This is a genomic window from Pseudomonas sp. I3-I5, assembly GCF_022699445.1.
Classification (GTDB): Bacteria; Pseudomonadota; Gammaproteobacteria; order Pseudomonadales; family Pseudomonadaceae; genus Aquipseudomonas; species Aquipseudomonas fulva.
The window spans coordinates 3,131,509-3,149,187 of the sequence record NZ_CP093940.1 but is presented as its reverse complement, the minus strand read 5'-3'; the positions used below and the strand labels follow the sequence as shown (position 1 = coordinate 3,149,187).

Genomic DNA, 17,679 nt, shown 5'->3' with positions numbered 1-17,679 from the left:
TTCACGGTGCTTCGTAGCCTGATACGCCCGTTTTTTCCTAGACGTATTCACCCTTTCATAAGGCTGGCACCTTTGTTGCTTTACGAAGGCTATCCGCCGCATGACTGTCAAAAATATGCGGCCGCCGGAGAGAGAAGCTCATGACCCAAGGTGTTGAATTCAATCGTCTGATGCTGGACATGCGGGCCATGCAGGCCGATGCCATGTCGCTGCCGAAAGTATCAGCCGCCCCTGAGCTGGCCCCAGGGCAAAGTACCTTTGCCGACATGCTGGGCCAGGCCATCGGCAAGGTGAATGACACCCAGCAGGCCTCTTCGCAGTTGGCGAACGCGTTCGAAATCGGCAAGACCGGGGTCGACCTCACCGACGTGATGATTGCCTCGCAGAAAGCCAGCGTTTCGATGCAGGCCTTGACCCAGGTACGCAACAAGCTCGTCCAGGCGTACCAGGACATCATGCAAATGCCGGTTTGAGGGCAGACGTAGACCATGGCTGAAGCAGTCGTCGACAACGCGCCCGCCAAGGGCGGCGCGCCAGCGCCCAAGGCACCCCTGGTGCGCCTGGCGTTCCTGGAAAACATTGCGCAGATGCCCATGCTGCGTCAGATCGGCCTGATGGTCGGCCTGGCTGCCAGCGTGGCGATCGGCTTTGCCGTGGTGCTGTGGTCGCAGCAGCCGGACTACCGTCCGCTGTACCCCAGCCTGTCGGGCATGGACACCAAGCAGGTCATGGACACCCTGGCGGCGGCCGACATTGCCTACAACGTGGAACCCAATTCCGGGGCCCTGCTGGTCAAGGCCGACGACATCTCCCGTGCGCGCCTGAAGCTGGCAGCTGCGGGCGTGGCGCCTACCGACGGCAACGTCGGCTTCGAGCTGCTCGACAAGGAGCAGGGCCTTGGCACCAGCCAGTTCATGGAGGCCACGCGTTACCGCCGCAGCCTGGAAGGCGAATTGGCGCGCACCGTGTCGAGCCTGAACAACGTCAAGGGTGCTCGCGTGCACCTGGCCATTCCCAAGAGCTCGGTGTTCGTGCGCGATGAGCGTCGGCCCAGTGCATCGGTTCTGGTCGAGCTCTATCCAGGTCGTGCACTTGAGCCCGGCCAGGTAATGGCCATCGTCAACCTGGTGGCTACCAGCGTGCCTGAGCTGGACAAGTCCCAGGTCACCGTGGTCGACCAGAAAGGCAACCTGCTGTCCGAACAGATCCAGGATTCTGCCCTGACCCAGGCCGGTAAGCAGTTCGACTACAGCCGCCGAATGGAAGGCATGCTGACCCAGCGTGTGCACAACATCCTGCAACCGGTGCTGGGCAACGACCGCTACAAGGCCGAAGTGTCTGCCGACCTGGACTTCAGTGCGGTCGAGTCCACCTCCGAGCAGTTCAATCCGGACCAACCGGCGCTGCGCAGTGAGCAGTCGGTCGACGAGCAGCGCGCTAGCAGCCAGGGCCCACAAGGTGTGCCGGGCGCGTTGAGCAACCAGCCACCGGGTGCCGCTTCGGCGCCACAGACCACTGGCGGTACCGCAGGTGCAGCGGGCGCCATCCAGCCTGGCCAGCCGTTGGTCGATGCCAATGGCCAGCAGATCATGGACCCGGCCACCGGCCAGCCGATGCTCGCGCCTTATCCGTCCGACAAGCGCCAACAGAGCACCAAGAACTTCGAGCTCGACCGCTCCATCAGCCATACCCGCCAGCAACAGGGGCGCATGACGCGCCTGTCCGTGGCGGTTGTGGTGGACGATCAGGTCAAGGTGGACGCCGCCACCGGGGAGACCACCCATGTGCCGTGGGCTGCCGAGGACCTGACGCGCTTCACCCGGCTGGTCCAGGATGCCGTTGGCTTCGACGCCAGCCGGGGCGACAGCGTGACCGTGATCAACGTGCCGTTCGCGCCAGACCGTGGCGAAGAGATTGCCGATATCGCGTTCTACCAGCAGCCCTGGTTCTGGGATATCGTCAAGCAAGTGCTGGGCGTGCTGTTCATCCTGGTGCTGGTGTTCGGCGTATTGCGGCCTGTGCTCAACAACCTGACAGGGGGTGGCAAGCAGCCTGCCCTTGAAAATGACATGGAGCTGGGCGGCATGATCGGTCTGGATGGCGAACTGGCCAACGACCGCGTCAGCCTGGGTGGCCCGACAAGCATTCTGCTGCCTAGCCCCACCGAGGGTTACGAGGCACAGCTCAACGCAATCAAAGGCCTTGTGGCCGAAGACCCGGGCCGCGTAGCCCAGGTCGTCAAAGACTGGATCAACGCCGATGAGTGATAACCGAGCCGTTACCGCCAAGCTGAGCCGCGTCGACAAGGCAGCCATCCTGCTGCTATCGCTGGGTGAAACCGACGCCGCGCAGGTACTGCGCCACATGGGGCCCAAGGAAGTGCAGCGCGTGGGCGTGGCCATGGCGCAGATGGGCAACGTGCACCGTGACCAGGTCGAACAGGTGATGAGCGAGTTCGTCGAAGTGGTCGGCGATCAGACCAGCCTGGGCGTGGGCTCCGATGCGTACATTCGCAAGATGCTCAACCAGGCACTGGGCGAGGACAAGGCCAACGGCCTGGTCGACCGCATCCTGCTCGGTGGCAACACCAGCGGCCTGGACAGCCTCAAGTGGATGGAACCACGCGCCGTGGCCGACGTGATTCGCTACGAGCACCCGCAGATCCAGGCCATTGTCGTGGCTTACCTGGACCCTGACCAGGCCGGTGAGGTGCTGAGCAACTTTGACCACAAGGTCCGGCTGGACATCGTATTGCGCGTCTCGTCGCTCAATACCGTGCAACCTGCTGCCCTGAAGGAGTTGAACCAGATTCTGGAGAAACAGTTCTCCGGCAATTCCAACGCCGCGCGCACCACCCTGGGTGGCATCAAGCGTGCCGCCGACATCATGAACTTCCTCGACAGCTCCGTGGAAGGCGCCCTGATGGATTCGATCCGCGAAATCGACAGCGACCTGTCCGAGCAGATCGAAGACCTGATGTTCGTCTTCAACAACCTGGCCGATGTGGATGACCGCGGTATCCAGGCGCTGCTGCGCGAGGTGTCTTCCGACGTGCTGGTGGTGTCGCTCAAGGGCGCGGACGAGCGGGTCAAGGACAAGGTGTTCAAGAACATGTCCAAGCGTGCTTCGGAACTGCTGCGTGATGACCTCGAGGCCAAGGGTCCAGTCCGTGTCAGCGATGTTGAAACGGCCCAGAAGGAAATCCTCACCATCGCCCGTCGCATGGCCGAAGCCGGCGAAATCGTGCTCGGTGGCAAAGGTGCCGAGGAAATGATCTAAGCGGCGAGCCGCCATGGGTCAGCGCAAGGCGATTGCGTCACGCACGCAATCTGCCTTAGCGTGCAGTCTTCGGCAGGCGGTATGACGCCTGGCACCCTGATAGACAGGTTTTTGAATGTCGACCAAAGAACATCACCCCAGTGACCTGATCCGGGCCCGCGACCTCGAGGGCGTGGACGTCTGGACGTTGCCCAGCTTCGACCCCCAGCCCGCGCACGAGCCTGAGCCCGAACCGGTCGAGGTGGAGGAAGAAGTCGAGGAAGTGCCGCTGGAGGACGTTCAGCCGCTGACCCTCGAAGAGCTCGAAGCTATTCGCCAGGAAGCCTACAACGAAGGCTTCGCAACCGGTGAGCGTGATGGGTTTCACAGCACCCAGCTCAAGGTGCGCCAAGAGGCCGACGAGGCCCTGAAGGCGAAGCTGGCCAGCCTGGAAAAGCTGATGACCCATTTGATGGAGCCCATCGCCGAGCAGGACACCCAGATCGAAAGGACCCTGGTGCACCTCGTGTCGCACATGGCGCGCCAGGTGATCGGCCGTGAACTCACGAGCGATTCCAGCCAGATTACCCAGGTGCTGCGCGAAGCCCTCAAGCGCCTGCCCATGGGTGCCGACAATATCCGTATTCACCTGAACCCGCAGGATTTCGAACTGGCCAAGGCCTTGCGCGAGCGCCACGAAGAGCAGTGGCGCCTGCTCGAAGACAGCACCCTGCTTCCCGGTGGCTGCCGTATCGAGACTGCCCACAGCCGTATCGATGCGACCATGGAAACCCGCATCGAGAAGACCGTCGCGCAGTTGTTCGATCAGATGCATGACCATGCGCTGCACCCGGCAGCGCCTGATGTGAGCGTTGACCTGGACGCGCCGGTGGAGGACGCCGATGCGCCTTGACCGTACCAGCTTCGCCAAGCGCCTGGGCAGTTATGCCGAGGCCATCGAGGTGCCGGCGCAACCGGTGGTCGAGGGGCGACTGCTGCGCATGGTAGGCCTGACCCTGGAAGCCGAAGGGCTCAGGGCAGCCGTGGGTAGCCGCTGCCTGGTGGTCAACGACGACAGCTACCACCCGGTGCAGGTCGAAGCGGAAGTCATGGGGTTCTCTGGGTCGAAGGTGTTCCTCATGCCGGTTGGCAGCATTGTCGGCATCGCCCCGGGTGCCCGCGTGGTGCCGCTCGACGACGGTGGCCGGCTGCCCATGGGCATGAGCATGCTGGGCCGGGTACTGGACGGCGCGGGCCGCGCGCTGGACGGTAAAGGCGGCATGAAGGCCGAGGACTGGGTGCCGATGGACGGGCCGGTGATCAACCCGCTCAACCGCGACCCCATCAGCAAGCCGCTGGACGTGGGCATCCGCAGTATCAACGGCCTGCTCACCGTCGGGCGCGGCCAGCGCCTGGGCTTGTTCGCCGGTACCGGTGTGGGCAAGTCGGTCTTGCTGGGCATGATGACCCGCTTCACCGAAGCAGAAATCATCGTGGTCGGCCTGATCGGCGAGCGGGGCCGCGAAGTGAAGGAATTCATCGAACACATCCTTGGCGAGGAGGGGCTCAAACGCTCCGTGGTGGTGGCTTCGCCCGCTGACGATGCGCCCCTGATGCGCTTGCGGGCGGCCATGTACTGCACCCGTATCGCCGAGTATTTTCGCGACAAGGGCAAGAACGTGCTGCTGTTGATGGATTCGCTGACCCGCTTTGCCCAGGCGCAGCGGGAAATCGCACTGGCCATCGGGGAGCCGCCCGCCACGCGTGGCTATCCGCCTTCGGTGTTCGCCAAACTGCCCAAGCTGGTCGAGCGAGCGGGCAATGGTGAGCCGGGTGGCGGCTCGATCACGGCGTTCTACACGGTGCTGTCCGAGGGCGACGATCAGCAAGATCCGATCGCAGATTCGGCCCGGGGGGTGCTGGACGGCCACTTCGTACTGTCGCGACGGCTGGCCGAGGAGGGTCACTACCCGGCAATCGACATCGAAGCGTCCATCAGCCGGGTGATGCCCCAGGTGGTCGATGCCGACCACCTTCGCCAGGCGCAGAAATTCAAGCAGCTCTGGTCTCGGTTGTCGCAGAGCCGCGACCTGATCAGCGTGGGTGCCTACGTGGCGGGCGGGGACCCCGAGACTGACCTTGCCATCGCGCTGCAGGCCAGGCTGGTGGAATTTCTGCGTCAAGGGCTGCGTGAGAACGTGGGCATGGCGCAAAGCCGCGATCAACTGGGGGCGATCTTCACGCCCCCGGCGGGCTGATAGGCCATGGCATTGCCCGGACGTGCGGCGCGCCTGGCCCCCGTGGTGGACATGGCCGAGGAAGCCGAGCGCAAGGCGGCCCAGCGCCTGGGCCATTTCCAGCAGCAGGTGGCCACGGCCCAGGCCAAGCTAACGGAGCTGGAGCGCTTTGGCGAGGATTATCAACAGCAGTGGCTCAACCGGGGCGGCCAGGGTGTAGACGGTAACTGGCTGGTCAACTACCAGCGCTTTCTCGGCCAGCTGGAAACGGCCATGACCCAACAGCGCCAGAGCCTCGCCTGGCACCAGAACAACCTCGCCAATGCCCGCGGCACCTGGCAGCAGGCGTATGCGCGGGTAGAGGGCTTGCGCAAGCTGGTGCAACGCTATATGGACGAGGCGCGGCGCGCCGAGGACAAGCGCGAGCAGCGCTTGCTCGACGAGTTGTCCCAGCGGCTGCCGCGGCAGGGGCCGCTGTAGCTGGGGGAGCTTGATCTAGCCCCAGGTCTCTGCCCACCGGCCAATACAGCTCCCATCCCCGCTTGCCCCCTCGCCCCATCACTGCTACACCTTCATGGAGCCGCATCCGCCATCATCGAAGGAATCGCTAGCATGGCAGTGGAAACCGATGTCTCGCAGGACGGTAAAAAGCTGACGATCAAAATCAAGGGACGTTTCGATTTCGGCAAACACCAGGCCTTTCGTGAGGCCTACGAACGCCAGCCACGCCGCCCTGACGCGGTCATCGTCGACTTGCAAGAGGTGACCTACCTGGACAGCTCTGCATTGGGCATGCTTCTGCTGCTGCGCGATCACGCCGGCGGGGACGAGGCGGATGTGCGGGTCGTCCATGCCAATTGCGACGTACGCAAGATTCTCGCCATCTCCAATTTCGACAAGCTTTTCGACATCAGTTGAATGCGCCGATGGCTGATGAACTTGGGTTGACCGTGCTGGTGGCTGAAGATGGCGCGGTTGATCGGCTGCTGTTGGCGCAGATCGTCAGGCGTCAAGGGCATGAAGTGTTCACTGCCGAAAATGGCCAGCAAGCCGTGGACGTGTTCAAGGCTCGACGCCCGCAGCTGGTGCTACTCGATGCGTTGATGCCGGTCATGGACGGTTTCGAGGCGGCGCGGCAGATCAAGGCCCTGGCTGGCGAAACCCTGGTGCCCATCATCTTTCTCACGGCACTCAACGAAGAACAGGCCCTGGTGCGTTGCCTGGAAGCCGGTGGGGATGATTTTCTGGCCAAGCCCTACAGCGCAGTCATTCTGGCAGCCAAGATTCGGGCCATGGACCGGCTGCGACGGCTTCAGGCCACGGTGCTGGATCAGCGCGATCAGATTGCGCGGCACCACCACCATTTACTCAACGAACAGCGGGTGGCCAAAGCCGTATTCGACAAGGTGACCCATTCGGGCTGTCTGGACGCACCGAACATCCGCTTTTTGCAATCGCCGTACGCGCTGTTCAACGGCGACCTGATGCTGGCCGCGCTCACGCCGTCCGGGGACATGCGCGTGCTGCTGGGGGACTTCACCGGGCACGGGCTGCCGGCTGCCGTGGGGGCGATGCCGCTGGCCGAAGTGTTCTACGGTATGACGGCCAAGGGCTACGGCATGGCGCAGGTATTGCGAGAGATGAATGCCAAGCTAAAGCGCATTCTGCCTGGCGACATGTTCTGCTGCACACTGCTGGTCAACCTGAGCATGCAGCGCGGCGCAGTGGAGGTATGGAATGGCGGCATGCCTGATGGCTTCCTGCTTTCCACTGGGGGCAAGGTGTTGTCTGCATTGAGTTCCCGGCACTTGCCGCTGGGTGTTCTGGGTGCTGAGCAGTTTGACGACCAGACCGAAGTCTGGCCGCTGGCGCCGGGCGAGCGGCTGCTGCTGATGTCCGATGGGGTGCTCGAAACCGCCGATGATCAGGAGCGTCTGTTCGGTGAGCAACGCCTGCGGGCGGTATTGGCCGACAACCGCAATCCCGCGCTGTTGTTCGATGAGCTGCTCGACGCGCTGCAACGCTTCGGTGGGCGGGCGCGCGACGATGTCAGCTTGTGTGACATACGCATGCTGGGTGCGCAATTGCCGCAGCCCATGGCGATGTTGCCTCAGGACCTGGGCCGCTGTAGCGCCATGGACTGGTCGCTGAGTTTCGATGTGAGAGGAGAAAGCCTGCGCCGTTTCAACCCGGTACCCTACCTGGTGCAGTTGTTGCAGGAAATACATGGCCTGCGTTCATCGGCCGGCACCCTCTACAGTGTGCTGAGCGAACTGTACTCTAATGCGCTTGAACATGGCGTGCTGGGGCTGGATTCTCGGCTCAAATGCGATGCGCCAGGCTTTGCCGATTATTATCAGGAGCGTGCCAGGCGCTTGCAGGTGATCGAAGAAGGCTACGTGCGCATCAATCTTGCAGTTGAACCGCTCGCCGCTGGTGGGCGTCTGAAAGTGGAGGTCAGGGACAGCGGCGAAGGGTTCGACGTGCAGCAGGTGCTTGCGCAGCCATTGCCAGAGCAAGGCCTCAGTGGCCGGGGAATGGCACTGGTCAGGCGCCTGTCCACTGTGGCGCGCTGGACAGAGGGCGGGCGCTGTGCGCACGTCGAGTTCATCTGGTGAGTCCGCGTCGGGCTCTGCCATAATCTGACTTGATCAAGGAGCGAACAAGTGGCTGACATGCATATCGACCACAAGGTACTCAGTGACCTGCGTGAAATCATGGAAGACGGCTATCTGCAGCTGGTGCAGACCTTTCTGGACGATTCCGAACGGCGTCTTGGCCAACTTCACGCTGCCCGCAGCGCAGTGGAACTCGGCGCCGCCGCCCACAGTTTCAAGGGCAGCAGCAGCAACATGGGTGCCGTTGCGCTGGCAACTCTGTGCCAGGAACTCGAGGACAAGGCCCGCCATCCCCCGCTGCTGGGCATCGAAGACCTTATCAACCGGATTGATCTGGAGTTTGCCGAGGTGCAGCGCTTCTACCGTGCCGAACATCATCGGATATCGGCAGGTTAGCCCACGCGCTTGCCGCCCCGTATGAGTTGGCGCGAGTTTTGCTGGGTAATGCCCGTGATCATTTTGTTTATGGCGCGGAGACTGCTCAATGCCTGTTGCATCCAACCCTTTGCTGCAAGCCAACATCAAGGCTGACGCAGCCCGTTCTGCTAGCGCCACCGCCGCCAAACCCCAGCAGACGCTGGGCGAGCAGGGTGATGGCTTCGGTCAGATGATGGCCAGGCAGGGGCGTGACAAGGTTGCCGGCGCTGCAGACAAGAACGCTTCGAGCAAGGCCGCTGACAAGGCTGAAGCGGCCTCAAGCGGCAAAGGCAAGCCTGCCGACAAGCGCAGCGTTGCCGATGACGGCAATGCCTCGCCCACCGAGCACGCCACCCAGGCCGACACTGGCATGCGCGATGCCAGCCTGGTTGCCGGTCAAGTCACCGACGCGCAGCCTGGCGCTCAGTTGATCCAGGCCCAGGCCGAGGCGGTAGCCCCTGTTTTGCAGGCTGCCAATGATCAGCCGCCGTCCGAAGAGGCGCCAGATTTCGACCCTGCTGCCGATGCCCTGGCGAACTTGCCTACCCTGCGCCTGGCCCTGGAGCACAGTGCCCAAGCCAAGGGGGCCACCTCGGCCCATGCCGCAGACCCTGGTCAGCAACAGGCGCAGGCTGCGTCCGTCAATACCTTGGCGCAGGTGGGGCAAGGGGCCGAAGAAGCTTCCACCGACACCGGTGACAAGGCATTTGGCGCATTGCTCGAAGAAGGGTTGAAAGACACCAAGGGCGCCAACAGCGATACCCGAATCGATGACTTCGCCAGCCGCCTGGCCAACCTCACCCAGGCGGCAACGGCCAAGACGGCCAACGCCGTGCCGGTGAGCCCCAACCCGTTGCAGCAGCCGCTGTCGATGAACCAGAACGCCTGGACCGAGGGGCTGGTGAACCGAGTCATGTACTTGTCCAGCCAGAACCTCAAGTCGGCTGATATCCAGCTTGAACCTGCCGAGCTGGGGCGCTTGAACATCCGCGTCAATGTCGCCGCCGACCAGGCTACCCAGGTGACCTTCATCAGCGGCCACGTCGGTGTACGCGATACACTGGACAGCCAGGTGCACCGGCTGCGCGAACTCTTTGCCCAGCAGGGCCTGGCCCAGCCGGATGTCAACGTGGCCGATCAGTCGCGAGGTCAGCAGCAACAAGGGCAGGCGGCGCAGGGGCAGGGGGGGAATGGCCTGTCCGGGGTGGCTGCGCGTGCAGGGGAGGGCTCGGTCGACGCAGCCGAGCGCGAACGGCCTGTGGAGCAGCAGGTCGTGATTGGGGACAGCGCTGTGGATTATTACGCCTGAGGCGGCTGAAGATAGGGTGACCGCCCGGCTGCCAATGCTGTTCATGTAAGACCGCTGGGGCCGTGTAATGGCCCCAGCCTGGACGCTCGCCTATTTGGCATAACACTTGCTCACCCCAAGCCATCTTCCCAGTTACTCCCGATGGACGACGGAATATTGGCATGGCGAATACCGAAGCAGTCAAAGACCCTGCCCCAAAAGGCAAACTCAAACTGATCCTCCTGGCCGTGGGTGGCCTGCTGGTGGCCGTGGGCATTTCCGTGGGCGCCACGTGGTTCATCATGCACAAGAGCGAGCCCGCGCCTGCTGAGCAGGAAGGCGCCAGCACCACCAAGCCAGCAGCCATCTACGAAGCGCTCACACCCGCGTTCGTGGTGAACTTCAACCAGAATGGTCGCCAGCGCTACATGCAGGTCAGCATCACCTTGCAGGGGCGCAATCAGGCTGACCTCGATGCCCTTAAAGTGCACATGCCGGTCATCCGTAACAACCTGGTGATGATGTTCTCCGGGGTCGGCTTCGATACCCTGGCCAGCAGTTCGGTCGGCCAGGAAATGCTGCGCCAGAAAGCGACCGTCGTGGTGCAGGAAGTGGCCCAGAAAGAAGTCGGCAAGCCCGTGATCGACCAGTTGCTGTTCACCAATTTCGTATTGCAGTAGGAGCACGCAATGGCCGTACAGGACCTGCTGTCCCAGGATGAGATCGATGCCCTGCTGCACGGCGTCGACGATGGCCTGGTGCAGACTGAAAGTGCATCCGAGCCTGGCAGTATCAAAAGCTATGACCTGACCAGTCAGGACCGTATCGTCCGAGGCCGCATGCCGACCTTGGAGATGATCAACGAGCGATTTGCCCGTTACACCCGCATCAGCATGTTCAACCTGCTGCGCCGCTCGGCCGATGTGGCCGTGGGCGGCGTGCAGGTGATGAAGTTCGGGGAATACGTGCATTCGCTGTACGTGCCCACCAGCCTCAACCTGGTCAAGATCAAGCCGCTGCGCGGCACCTCGCTGTTCATCCTCGACGCCAAGCTGGTGTTCAAGCTGGTGGACAACTTCTTCGGCGGGGACGGCCGGCACGCCAAGATCGAAGGCCGCGAGTTCACCCCGACCGAGTTGCGCGTGGTACGCATGGTGCTGGACCAGTGCTTCATCGACCTCAAGGAAGCCTGGCAGGCGATCATGGAGGTGAACTTCGAGTACATGAACTCCGAGGTCAACCCGGCCATGGCCAACATCGTCGGGCCCAGCGAGGCGGTCGTGGTGTCCACGTTCCATATCGAGCTCGACGGCGGCGGGGGCGACCTGCACGTGACCATGCCGTACTCGATGATCGAGCCGGTGCGTGAAATGCTCGATGCCGGGTTCCAGTCCGATCTGGACGACCAGGACGAACGCTGGGTCAAAGCGCTGCGTGAGGACGTGCTTGATGTCGCCGTGCCGGTAACGGCCACGGTAGCCAGGCGTCAGCTCAAATTGCGGGACATCCTGCACATGCAGCCCGGGGACGTCATCCCAGTCGAGCTGCCCGAGCACCTTGTGCTGCGCGCCAACGGCGTGCCGGCCTTCAAGGCGCGCCTGGGCTCACACAAGGGCAACCTGGCGCTGCAGATCATCGACCCGATCGAACGCCGCTGACGGCGGCCGCTCCCAACGAACTGAATGCCTGTCGAGGAAATCATGGCTAACGAAAACGAGATCACCTCCCCGGAAGACCAGGCGCTCGCCGATGAGTGGGCTGCTGCGCTGGAAGAAACCGGTGCGGCCGGCCAGGCCGACATCGATGCACTGCTGGGCGATACCAGCCAGAATCAGGGGCCCGGCCGCCTGCCGATGGAGGAGTTCGCCAGCTCGCCCAAGCCCAATGCCAACGTCAGCCTCGAAGGCCCGAACCTGGATGTGATTCTCGACATCCCGGTGAGCATCTCGATGGAAGTAGGTAGTACCGAAATCAACATCCGCAATCTGCTCCAACTCAACCAGGGTTCGGTGATTGAGCTCGACCGCCTGGCAGGCGAGCCCTTGGATGTGCTGGTCAATGGCACGCTGATCGCCCATGGCGAAGTGGTAGTGGTCAACGAGAAGTTCGGCATCCGCCTGACGGACGTGATCAGCCCCAGTGAACGCATCAAGAAGCTGCGTTGATGAAGGCCAGGGTGTGCGTCATTGCGGCGGTTGCCGCGGCACTGGCCAGCCAGGCGTGCCTGGCCGCCGCTACGCCTGCGGCGACGCCGGTCAACCCTCCAGGGAGCCTGGGCGGGCAGCTGGCACAAATGGTCTTTGGCCTGTTGCTGGTGGTCGGGCTGATCTTTCTGCTCGCCTGGCTGCTGCGCCGGATGCAAGGTTCGGCGGTCAAGGGCGGGCACGTGATCGACATCATCGGCAGCCGCGCCATCGGCCCGCGTGATCGGCTGCTGCTGGTGCAGGTGGGCAAGGAGCAGATCCTCATCGGTCATACACCTGGCAACATCGAAGCGTTGCACGTGCTGGCCGAGCCAGTGGATGTACCCCAGGGTGCCCGCCAGGTGACGCCTGAGTTCGCCCAGCGGCTGATGGAACTGATGGGCAAGGACCCTAAGGACAAGACCCGATGAGCGCAGCGCTGCGACTGTTGTTCACCTTGGCGCTGCTGTTGGCGGCGCCGTTGGCACTGGCGGCCGACCCGCTGTCAATCCCGGCCATCACCCTGTCCAACGGTACCGATGGGCAGCAGGAGTACTCGGTCAGCCTGCAGATCCTGTTGATCATGACGGCGCTGAGCTTCATTCCAGCGTTCGTCATCCTGATGACCAGCTTCACCCGGATCATCATCGTCTTTTCCATCCTGCGCCAGGCGCTGGGGCTGCAACAGACGCCTTCGAACCAGATACTGACCGGCATGGCGCTGTTCCTGACCCTGTTCATCATGGCGCCGGTGTTCGACCGCATCAACCAGACGGCCCTGCAGCCTTACCTGAACGAGCAGTTGACCGCCCAACAGGCCATTGACCGAGCGCAGGGCCCGCTCAAGGACTTCATGCTGGCCCAGACCCGGCAGAGCGATCTGGACTTGTTCATGCGCCTGTCCAAGCGCACCGACATCGCCAGCCCCGATCAGGTGCCGTTGAGTATCCTGGTGCCGTCCTTCGTCACCTCGGAACTCAAGACGGCCTTCCAGATCGGCTTCATGATCTTCATTCCGTTTCTGATCATCGACATGGTGGTGGCCAGCGTGCTCATGGCCATGGGCATGATGATGCTGTCGCCGCTGATCATCTCCTTGCCATTCAAGATCATGCTGTTCGTGCTGGTCGATGGCTGGGCCCTGATCATGGGCACGCTGGCCAGCAGTTTCGGTGGTGTGTGACTTTGCCTGGGAGGGCCGTGCATGACGCCTGAAGTAGCCGTCGACCTGTTCCGCGACGCCTTGTGGCTGACCACGTTGATGGTTGCCGTGCTGGTGGTTCCCAGCCTGCTGGTGGGTTTGATCGTGGCCATGTTCCAGGCCGCCACCCAGATCAACGAGCAGACCTTGAGCTTTCTGCCGCGCCTGCTGGTGATGTTGATCACACTGATCGTGGCCGGGCCGTGGTTGGTGCAGAAGTTCATGGAGTACATCACGACCCTGTACACCAACATCCCCCAGCTCATCGGTTGATGCGCCAATGCTTGAGCTGACCGACACGCAAATCGGCACCTGGGTGGCCACCTTCATCCTGCCGCTGTTCAGGGTGACGGCAGTGCTGATGACCATGCCCATCTTCGGCACGCGCATGTTGCCGGCGCGGGTGCGCTTGTACGTTGCCGTGGCGATTACCGTGGTCATCGTGCCGGCGCTCCCGCCCCTGCCGCCGTTCGATCCGTTGAGCCTCAAAGGGGCGCTGCTGTGCGCCGAGCAGATCATCGTCGGTACCATGTTCGGCTTGGGGTTGCAGTTGCTTTTCCAGGCCTTCGTGATCGCCGGGCAGATCGTGGCAGTGCAGATGGGGATGGCCTTTGCATCTATGGTCGATCCTGGCAACGGGGTCAACGTCACTGTGATCAGTCAATTCATGACCATGCTGGTGAGCGTGCTGTTTCTGCTGATGAACGGTCACTTGGTGGTATTCGAGGTGTTGACCGAGAGCTTCACCACGCTACCGGTTGGCAATGCCCTGGTGGTCACGCATTTTTGGGAGTTGGTCGGGCGCATGGCGTGGGTGTTCGGCGCTGGGCTGATATTGATCCTGCCGGTGATCGCAGCGCTGCTGGTCGTCAACGTCGCCTTTGGCGTGATGACCCGTGCGGCCCCGCAACTGAATATTTTTTCCATTGGTTTCCCACTGACCTTGGTCATGGGCATGCTCATTTTCTGGATCGGCCTTGCCGATATACTGTCTCATTACCAGGCGTTGGCCAGCGAAACGTTGCTGTGGCTGCGGGATTTGGCGAGGGCCGGTTGAATGGCAGAAAGCGAGAGCGGTCAGGACAAGACAGAGGAACCCACCGAAAAGCGCAAGCGCGACGCACGGGAAAAAGGCGAAATCGCGCGTTCCAAGGAGCTCAACACGGTGGCGGTCACCCTGGCAGGTGCCGGGGGCATATTGGCTTTTGGCGGGTATCTGGCCGAGACTTTGCTGGAAATGATGCGCATGAACTTCAGCCTGACCCGAGAGATCATCGTCGATGAGCGATCCATGGGGGCGTTCTTGCTCACGTCCGGCAAAATGGCCATCTGGGCCGTGCAGCCGATTCTGATCCTGCTATTCGTGATTTCCTTCGTTGCGCCGATCGTACTGGGTGGGTTCGTATTCTCCGGCAGCTTGCTGCAACCCAAATTCAGCCGCATGAACCCACTTTCGGGCATCAAGCGCATGTTTTCCATGCATGCCTTGACCGAGTTGCTCAAGGCGCTGGCCAAGTTCTTCGTGATCCTGGTGGTGGCCGTGGCGGTGCTGGCCAGCGACCGTCAAGCTCTGCTGTCGATCGCCAACGAGCCGCTGGAGCAGGCAATCATCCACAGCCTGCAGGTGGTAGGGTGGAGCGCACTCTGGATGTCGGCCGGGCTGTTGCTGATCGCGGCCGCCGACGCCCCGTTCCAGCTGTGGCAGACGCACAAGAAAATGAAGATGACCAAGCAGGAAGTGCGCGACGAGTACAAGGACAGCGAGGGCAAGCCCGAGGTCAAGCAGCGTATCCGCCAGTTGCAACGCGAGGTGTCGCAACGGCGAATGATGGCGGCGGTGCCCCAGGCCGATGTGATCATCACCAACCCGACCCATTACGCCGTCGCGCTGCAGTACGATCCGGAAAACGGGAATTCGGCCCCCTTGCTGCTGGCCAAGGGCAGCGACTTCATGGCCTTGAAGATTCGCGAGATCGGCGCTGAGCACAAGATCCAGATTCTCGAATCCGCCGCCTTGGCTCGGGCGATCTACTACTCCACCGAGGTGGAGCATGAAATTCCTGCCGGCCTGTACTTGGCGGTGGCTCAGGTGTTGGCGTATGTCTTCCAGATCCGTCAGTACCACGCAGGCAAGGGTAAGCGGCCAGATCCGCTGAAGACCGACTTGCCCATTCCGCCCGATCTGCGACGCGACAGTTGACCTTGCGCCGGGGATGGCTGAAATGGCCGCCATAGGGCCAGCACAGGCAATATAAATTCTCCACCCGACAAAGTTGGAAAGCTTCTTGCAATGGCAGCGCCAGTCGCCTGACAGGCGTCAAAGTTTTGCAAGAAGAGGACTCGCGGTGGATCGCACTCAGTTAATCAGCAACGCTCGCCATAACCTGGCCGGTCTCGGGCGGGGCAATCTCGGCGTGCCGCTGTTGCTGTTGGTGATGCTGGCAATGATGATGTTGCCAATACCACCGTTTTTGCTCGACGTGTTCTTCACCTTCAACATCGCCTTGTCCATCGTGGTGCTGCTGGTCAGCGTGTACGCGCTGCGCCCGCTGGACTTCGCCGCTTTCCCCACCATCCTGCTGGTGGCGACCCTGCTGCGACTGGCCCTGAACGTGGCTTCCACCCGCGTGGTCATGCTGCACGGCCAGGAAGGGCACGGCGCCGCGGGCATGGTGATCCAGGCCTTCGGCGATGTGGTCATCGGCGGCAACTACGTGGTCGGTGCGGTGGTCTTCGCCATCCTCATGATCATCAACTTCGTGGTAGTGACCAAGGGTGCGGGGCGTATCTCGGAGGTCAGCGCACGCTTCACCCTGGATGCGATGCCGGGCAAGCAGATGGCCATCGACGCCGACCTGAACGCCGGCCTGATCGACCAGGCGCAAGCCAAGGCGCGCCGCAGCGAGGTCGCCCAGGAGGCTGAGTTCTACGGTTCGATGGACGGTGCCAGCAAGTTCGTGCGCGGTGACGCCATCGCTGGCCTGCTGATCCTGTTCATCAACCTGATCGGTGGCATGCTGATCGGCATGTTGCAGCATGGCATGAGCTTCGGTGATGCCGGCAAGGTGTATGCCCTGCTGACCATCGGTGACGGCCTGGTGGCGCAGCTGCCTTCGCTGCTGCTCTCCACCGCCGCAGCCATCATGGTCACCCGTGCCTCGGGCTCGGAGGACATGGGCAAGCTGATCAACCGCCAGATGTTCGACTCGCCCCGGGCCCTGGCCGTGTCCGGCGCCATCATGATCGTCATGGGCCTTGTGCCGGGCATGCCGCACCTGGCGTTCCTGAGCCTGGGCCTGATGGCGGGCGGCGGTGCCTACCTGGTGTGGAAAAAACAGCATAAGACCAAGGTGCTGGCCCAGCAGGAAGCGCAGCGCCAGCAAGAGCTGCTGCCGTCCCCGCAGAGGGCGGCCGAAACCAAGGAGCTGGGCTGGGACGACGTCACCCCGATCGACATGATCGGCCTCGAGGTGGGTTATCGCTTGATTCCGTTGGTCGACCGCAACCAGGGCGGGCAGCTGCTGGCGCGGATCAAGGGGGTGCGCAAGAAGCTGTCTCAGGACTTGGGCTTTCTCATGCCTACCGTGCACATCCGCGACAACCTGGACCTGCAACCCAGTGCCTATCGCCTGACGTTGATGGGGGTAATTCTGGCCGAAGCAGAGATCTACCCGGACCGCGAGCTTGCCATCAACCCAGGGCAGGTGTTCGGCAGCCTCAACGGCATTGCGGCTCGCGATCCTGCTTTTGGCCTGGAGGCGGTGTGGATCGACGTCGGTCAGCGCTCCCAGGCTCAGTCGCTTGGCTACACCGTCGTAGACGCCAGCACGGTGGTGGCCACTCACCTCAACCAGATATTGCAGAAGCATTGCCACGAGCTGATCGGTCACGAAGAAGTGCAGCAACTGTTGCAAGTCTTGTCCAAGGCGTCGCCCAAGCTGGCGGAAGAGTTGGTGCCGGGTGTCATTTCGCTGTCTGGTCTTCTCAAAGTCCTACAGGCTTTGTTGTCAGAACAGGTGCCAGTGCGCGATATTCGTAGCATTGCCGAATCCATCGCCAACAACGCGGCAAAGAGTCAAGATACCGCCGCTTTGGTCGCGGCCGTGCGCGTCGGATTGTGTCGCGCCATCGTGCAAAGCATTGTTGGCGTTGAGTCCGAGCTGCCTGTGATCACTTTGGAGCCCAGGTTGGAACAGATCTTGCTCAATAGTCTGCAGAGGGCCGGGCAAGGTCAGGAAGACGGAGTGCTTCTTGAGCCGAGCATGGCCGAAAAGCTGCAGCGTTCGCTGATCGAAGCCGCACAGCGTCAGGAGATGCAAGGCCAGCCGGCCATCCTCCTGGTTGCTGGCCCGATCCGCGCCATGCTGTCGCGTTTCGGTCGGCTGGCCGTACCGAATTTGCATGTGCTGGCGTATCAGGAAATACCGGACAACAAGCAAGTCACCATCGTTGCCACCGTGGGCCCTAATGGCTGAGG

General features: G+C 62.3%; 19 protein-coding genes. All 19 read left to right on the top strand.

Going from position 1 to position 17,679, the window contains the following annotated elements; all coding sequences use genetic code 11:
* The first annotated feature begins 140 nt into the window (after positions 1-140).
* The 19 genes from fliE to flhA all read left to right on the top strand — a co-directional run bounded on the left by fliE (position 141) and on the right by flhA (position 17,677).
* Positions 141-473: a flagellar hook-basal body complex protein FliE gene (gene fliE, locus MOP87_RS13970; protein ID WP_023533916.1), complete on the top strand. Its 333-nt coding sequence runs from the start codon at positions 141-143 to the stop codon at positions 471-473.
* 15 nt (positions 474-488) lie between these two features.
* The gene (gene fliF, locus MOP87_RS13965) at positions 489-2,267 is read left to right on the top strand and encodes a flagellar basal-body MS-ring/collar protein FliF (protein ID WP_023533998.1); all 1,779 of its coding nucleotides are present in this window, start codon (positions 489-491) and stop codon (positions 2,265-2,267) included.
* Positions 2,260-3,279: a flagellar motor switch protein FliG gene (gene fliG, locus MOP87_RS13960; RefSeq protein WP_023533955.1), complete on the top strand. Its 1,020-nt coding sequence runs from the start codon at positions 2,260-2,262 to the stop codon at positions 3,277-3,279. Before fliF ends, fliG begins: the two co-directional genes overlap by 8 nt.
* A gap of 115 nt (positions 3,280-3,394) precedes the next feature.
* Positions 3,395-4,171, top strand: coding sequence for a flagellar assembly protein FliH (gene fliH, locus MOP87_RS13955; RefSeq protein ID WP_027915949.1), 777 nt, complete (start codon positions 3,395-3,397; stop codon positions 4,169-4,171).
* Positions 4,161-5,516: a flagellar protein export ATPase FliI gene (gene fliI / locus MOP87_RS13950; RefSeq protein WP_023533988.1), complete on the top strand. Its 1,356-nt coding sequence runs from the start codon at positions 4,161-4,163 to the stop codon at positions 5,514-5,516. Before fliH ends, fliI begins: the two co-directional genes overlap by 11 nt.
* A 6-nt stretch (positions 5,517-5,522) precedes the next feature.
* Positions 5,523-5,975 carry a flagellar export protein FliJ gene (gene fliJ / locus MOP87_RS13945; RefSeq protein ID WP_242809668.1) on the top strand — a complete coding sequence of 151 codons (453 nt, stop codon included), beginning with the start codon at positions 5,523-5,525 and terminating at the stop codon, positions 5,973-5,975.
* A 132-nt stretch (positions 5,976-6,107) separates the two neighbouring features.
* Positions 6,108-6,413, top strand: a complete 306-nt coding sequence (locus MOP87_RS13940; RefSeq protein ID WP_027915951.1) for an STAS domain-containing protein — start codon at positions 6,108-6,110, stop codon at positions 6,411-6,413.
* Between the two features lie 8 nt (positions 6,414-6,421).
* Positions 6,422-8,113: a fused response regulator/phosphatase gene (locus MOP87_RS13935; protein WP_242809667.1), complete on the top strand. Its 1,692-nt coding sequence runs from the start codon at positions 6,422-6,424 to the stop codon at positions 8,111-8,113.
* 48 nt (positions 8,114-8,161) lie between these two features.
* A complete protein-coding gene (locus MOP87_RS13930) occupies positions 8,162-8,509 on the top strand; it encodes an Hpt domain-containing protein (protein WP_027915953.1) in 348 nt (115 codons plus the stop codon).
* Between the two features lie 88 nt (positions 8,510-8,597).
* Positions 8,598-9,839 (top strand): flagellar hook-length control protein FliK, encoded by a 1,242-nt coding sequence (locus tag MOP87_RS13925; protein ID WP_242809665.1) that lies wholly within the window; start codon positions 8,598-8,600, stop codon positions 9,837-9,839.
* A 161-nt stretch (positions 9,840-10,000) separates the two neighbouring features.
* Positions 10,001-10,498: a flagellar basal body-associated protein FliL gene (gene fliL, locus MOP87_RS13920; RefSeq protein ID WP_023533973.1), complete on the top strand. Its 498-nt coding sequence runs from the start codon at positions 10,001-10,003 to the stop codon at positions 10,496-10,498.
* A 9-nt stretch (positions 10,499-10,507) separates the two neighbouring features.
* Complete coding sequence (gene fliM, locus MOP87_RS13915; RefSeq protein WP_023533965.1) at positions 10,508-11,476, top strand: flagellar motor switch protein FliM; 969 nt, start codon at positions 10,508-10,510, stop codon at positions 11,474-11,476.
* Positions 11,477-11,518: 42 nt separating this feature from the next.
* Complete coding sequence (fliN, locus tag MOP87_RS13910) at positions 11,519-11,983, top strand: flagellar motor switch protein FliN (RefSeq protein WP_023533974.1); 465 nt, start codon at positions 11,519-11,521, stop codon at positions 11,981-11,983.
* On the top strand, positions 11,983-12,432 hold the full coding sequence (gene fliO, locus MOP87_RS13905) for a flagellar biosynthetic protein FliO (protein ID WP_242809663.1): 450 nt from the start codon (positions 11,983-11,985) through the stop codon (positions 12,430-12,432). The genes fliN and fliO overlap by 1 nt, the downstream gene beginning before the upstream one ends.
* The gene (fliP, locus tag MOP87_RS13900) at positions 12,429-13,184 is read left to right on the top strand and encodes a flagellar type III secretion system pore protein FliP (RefSeq protein WP_023533994.1); all 756 of its coding nucleotides are present in this window, start codon (positions 12,429-12,431) and stop codon (positions 13,182-13,184) included. The genes fliO and fliP overlap by 4 nt, the downstream gene beginning before the upstream one ends.
* Positions 13,185-13,205: 21 nt before the next feature.
* The gene (gene fliQ / locus MOP87_RS13895) at positions 13,206-13,475 is read left to right on the top strand and encodes a flagellar biosynthesis protein FliQ (protein WP_023533926.1); all 270 of its coding nucleotides are present in this window, start codon (positions 13,206-13,208) and stop codon (positions 13,473-13,475) included.
* A 7-nt stretch (positions 13,476-13,482) separates the two neighbouring features.
* Positions 13,483-14,259, top strand: coding sequence for a flagellar biosynthetic protein FliR (gene fliR, locus MOP87_RS13890; protein ID WP_027915956.1), 777 nt, complete (start codon positions 13,483-13,485; stop codon positions 14,257-14,259).
* Entirely contained in the window at positions 14,260-15,402 is a 1,143-nt protein-coding gene (flhB, locus tag MOP87_RS13885) for a flagellar biosynthesis protein FlhB (protein ID WP_242809661.1), read from the top strand.
* A gap of 145 nt (positions 15,403-15,547) precedes the next feature.
* Positions 15,548-17,677 (top strand): flagellar biosynthesis protein FlhA, encoded by a 2,130-nt coding sequence (flhA, locus tag MOP87_RS13880; protein ID WP_027915958.1) that lies wholly within the window; start codon positions 15,548-15,550, stop codon positions 17,675-17,677.
* Positions 17,678-17,679: the final 2 nt, after the last annotated feature.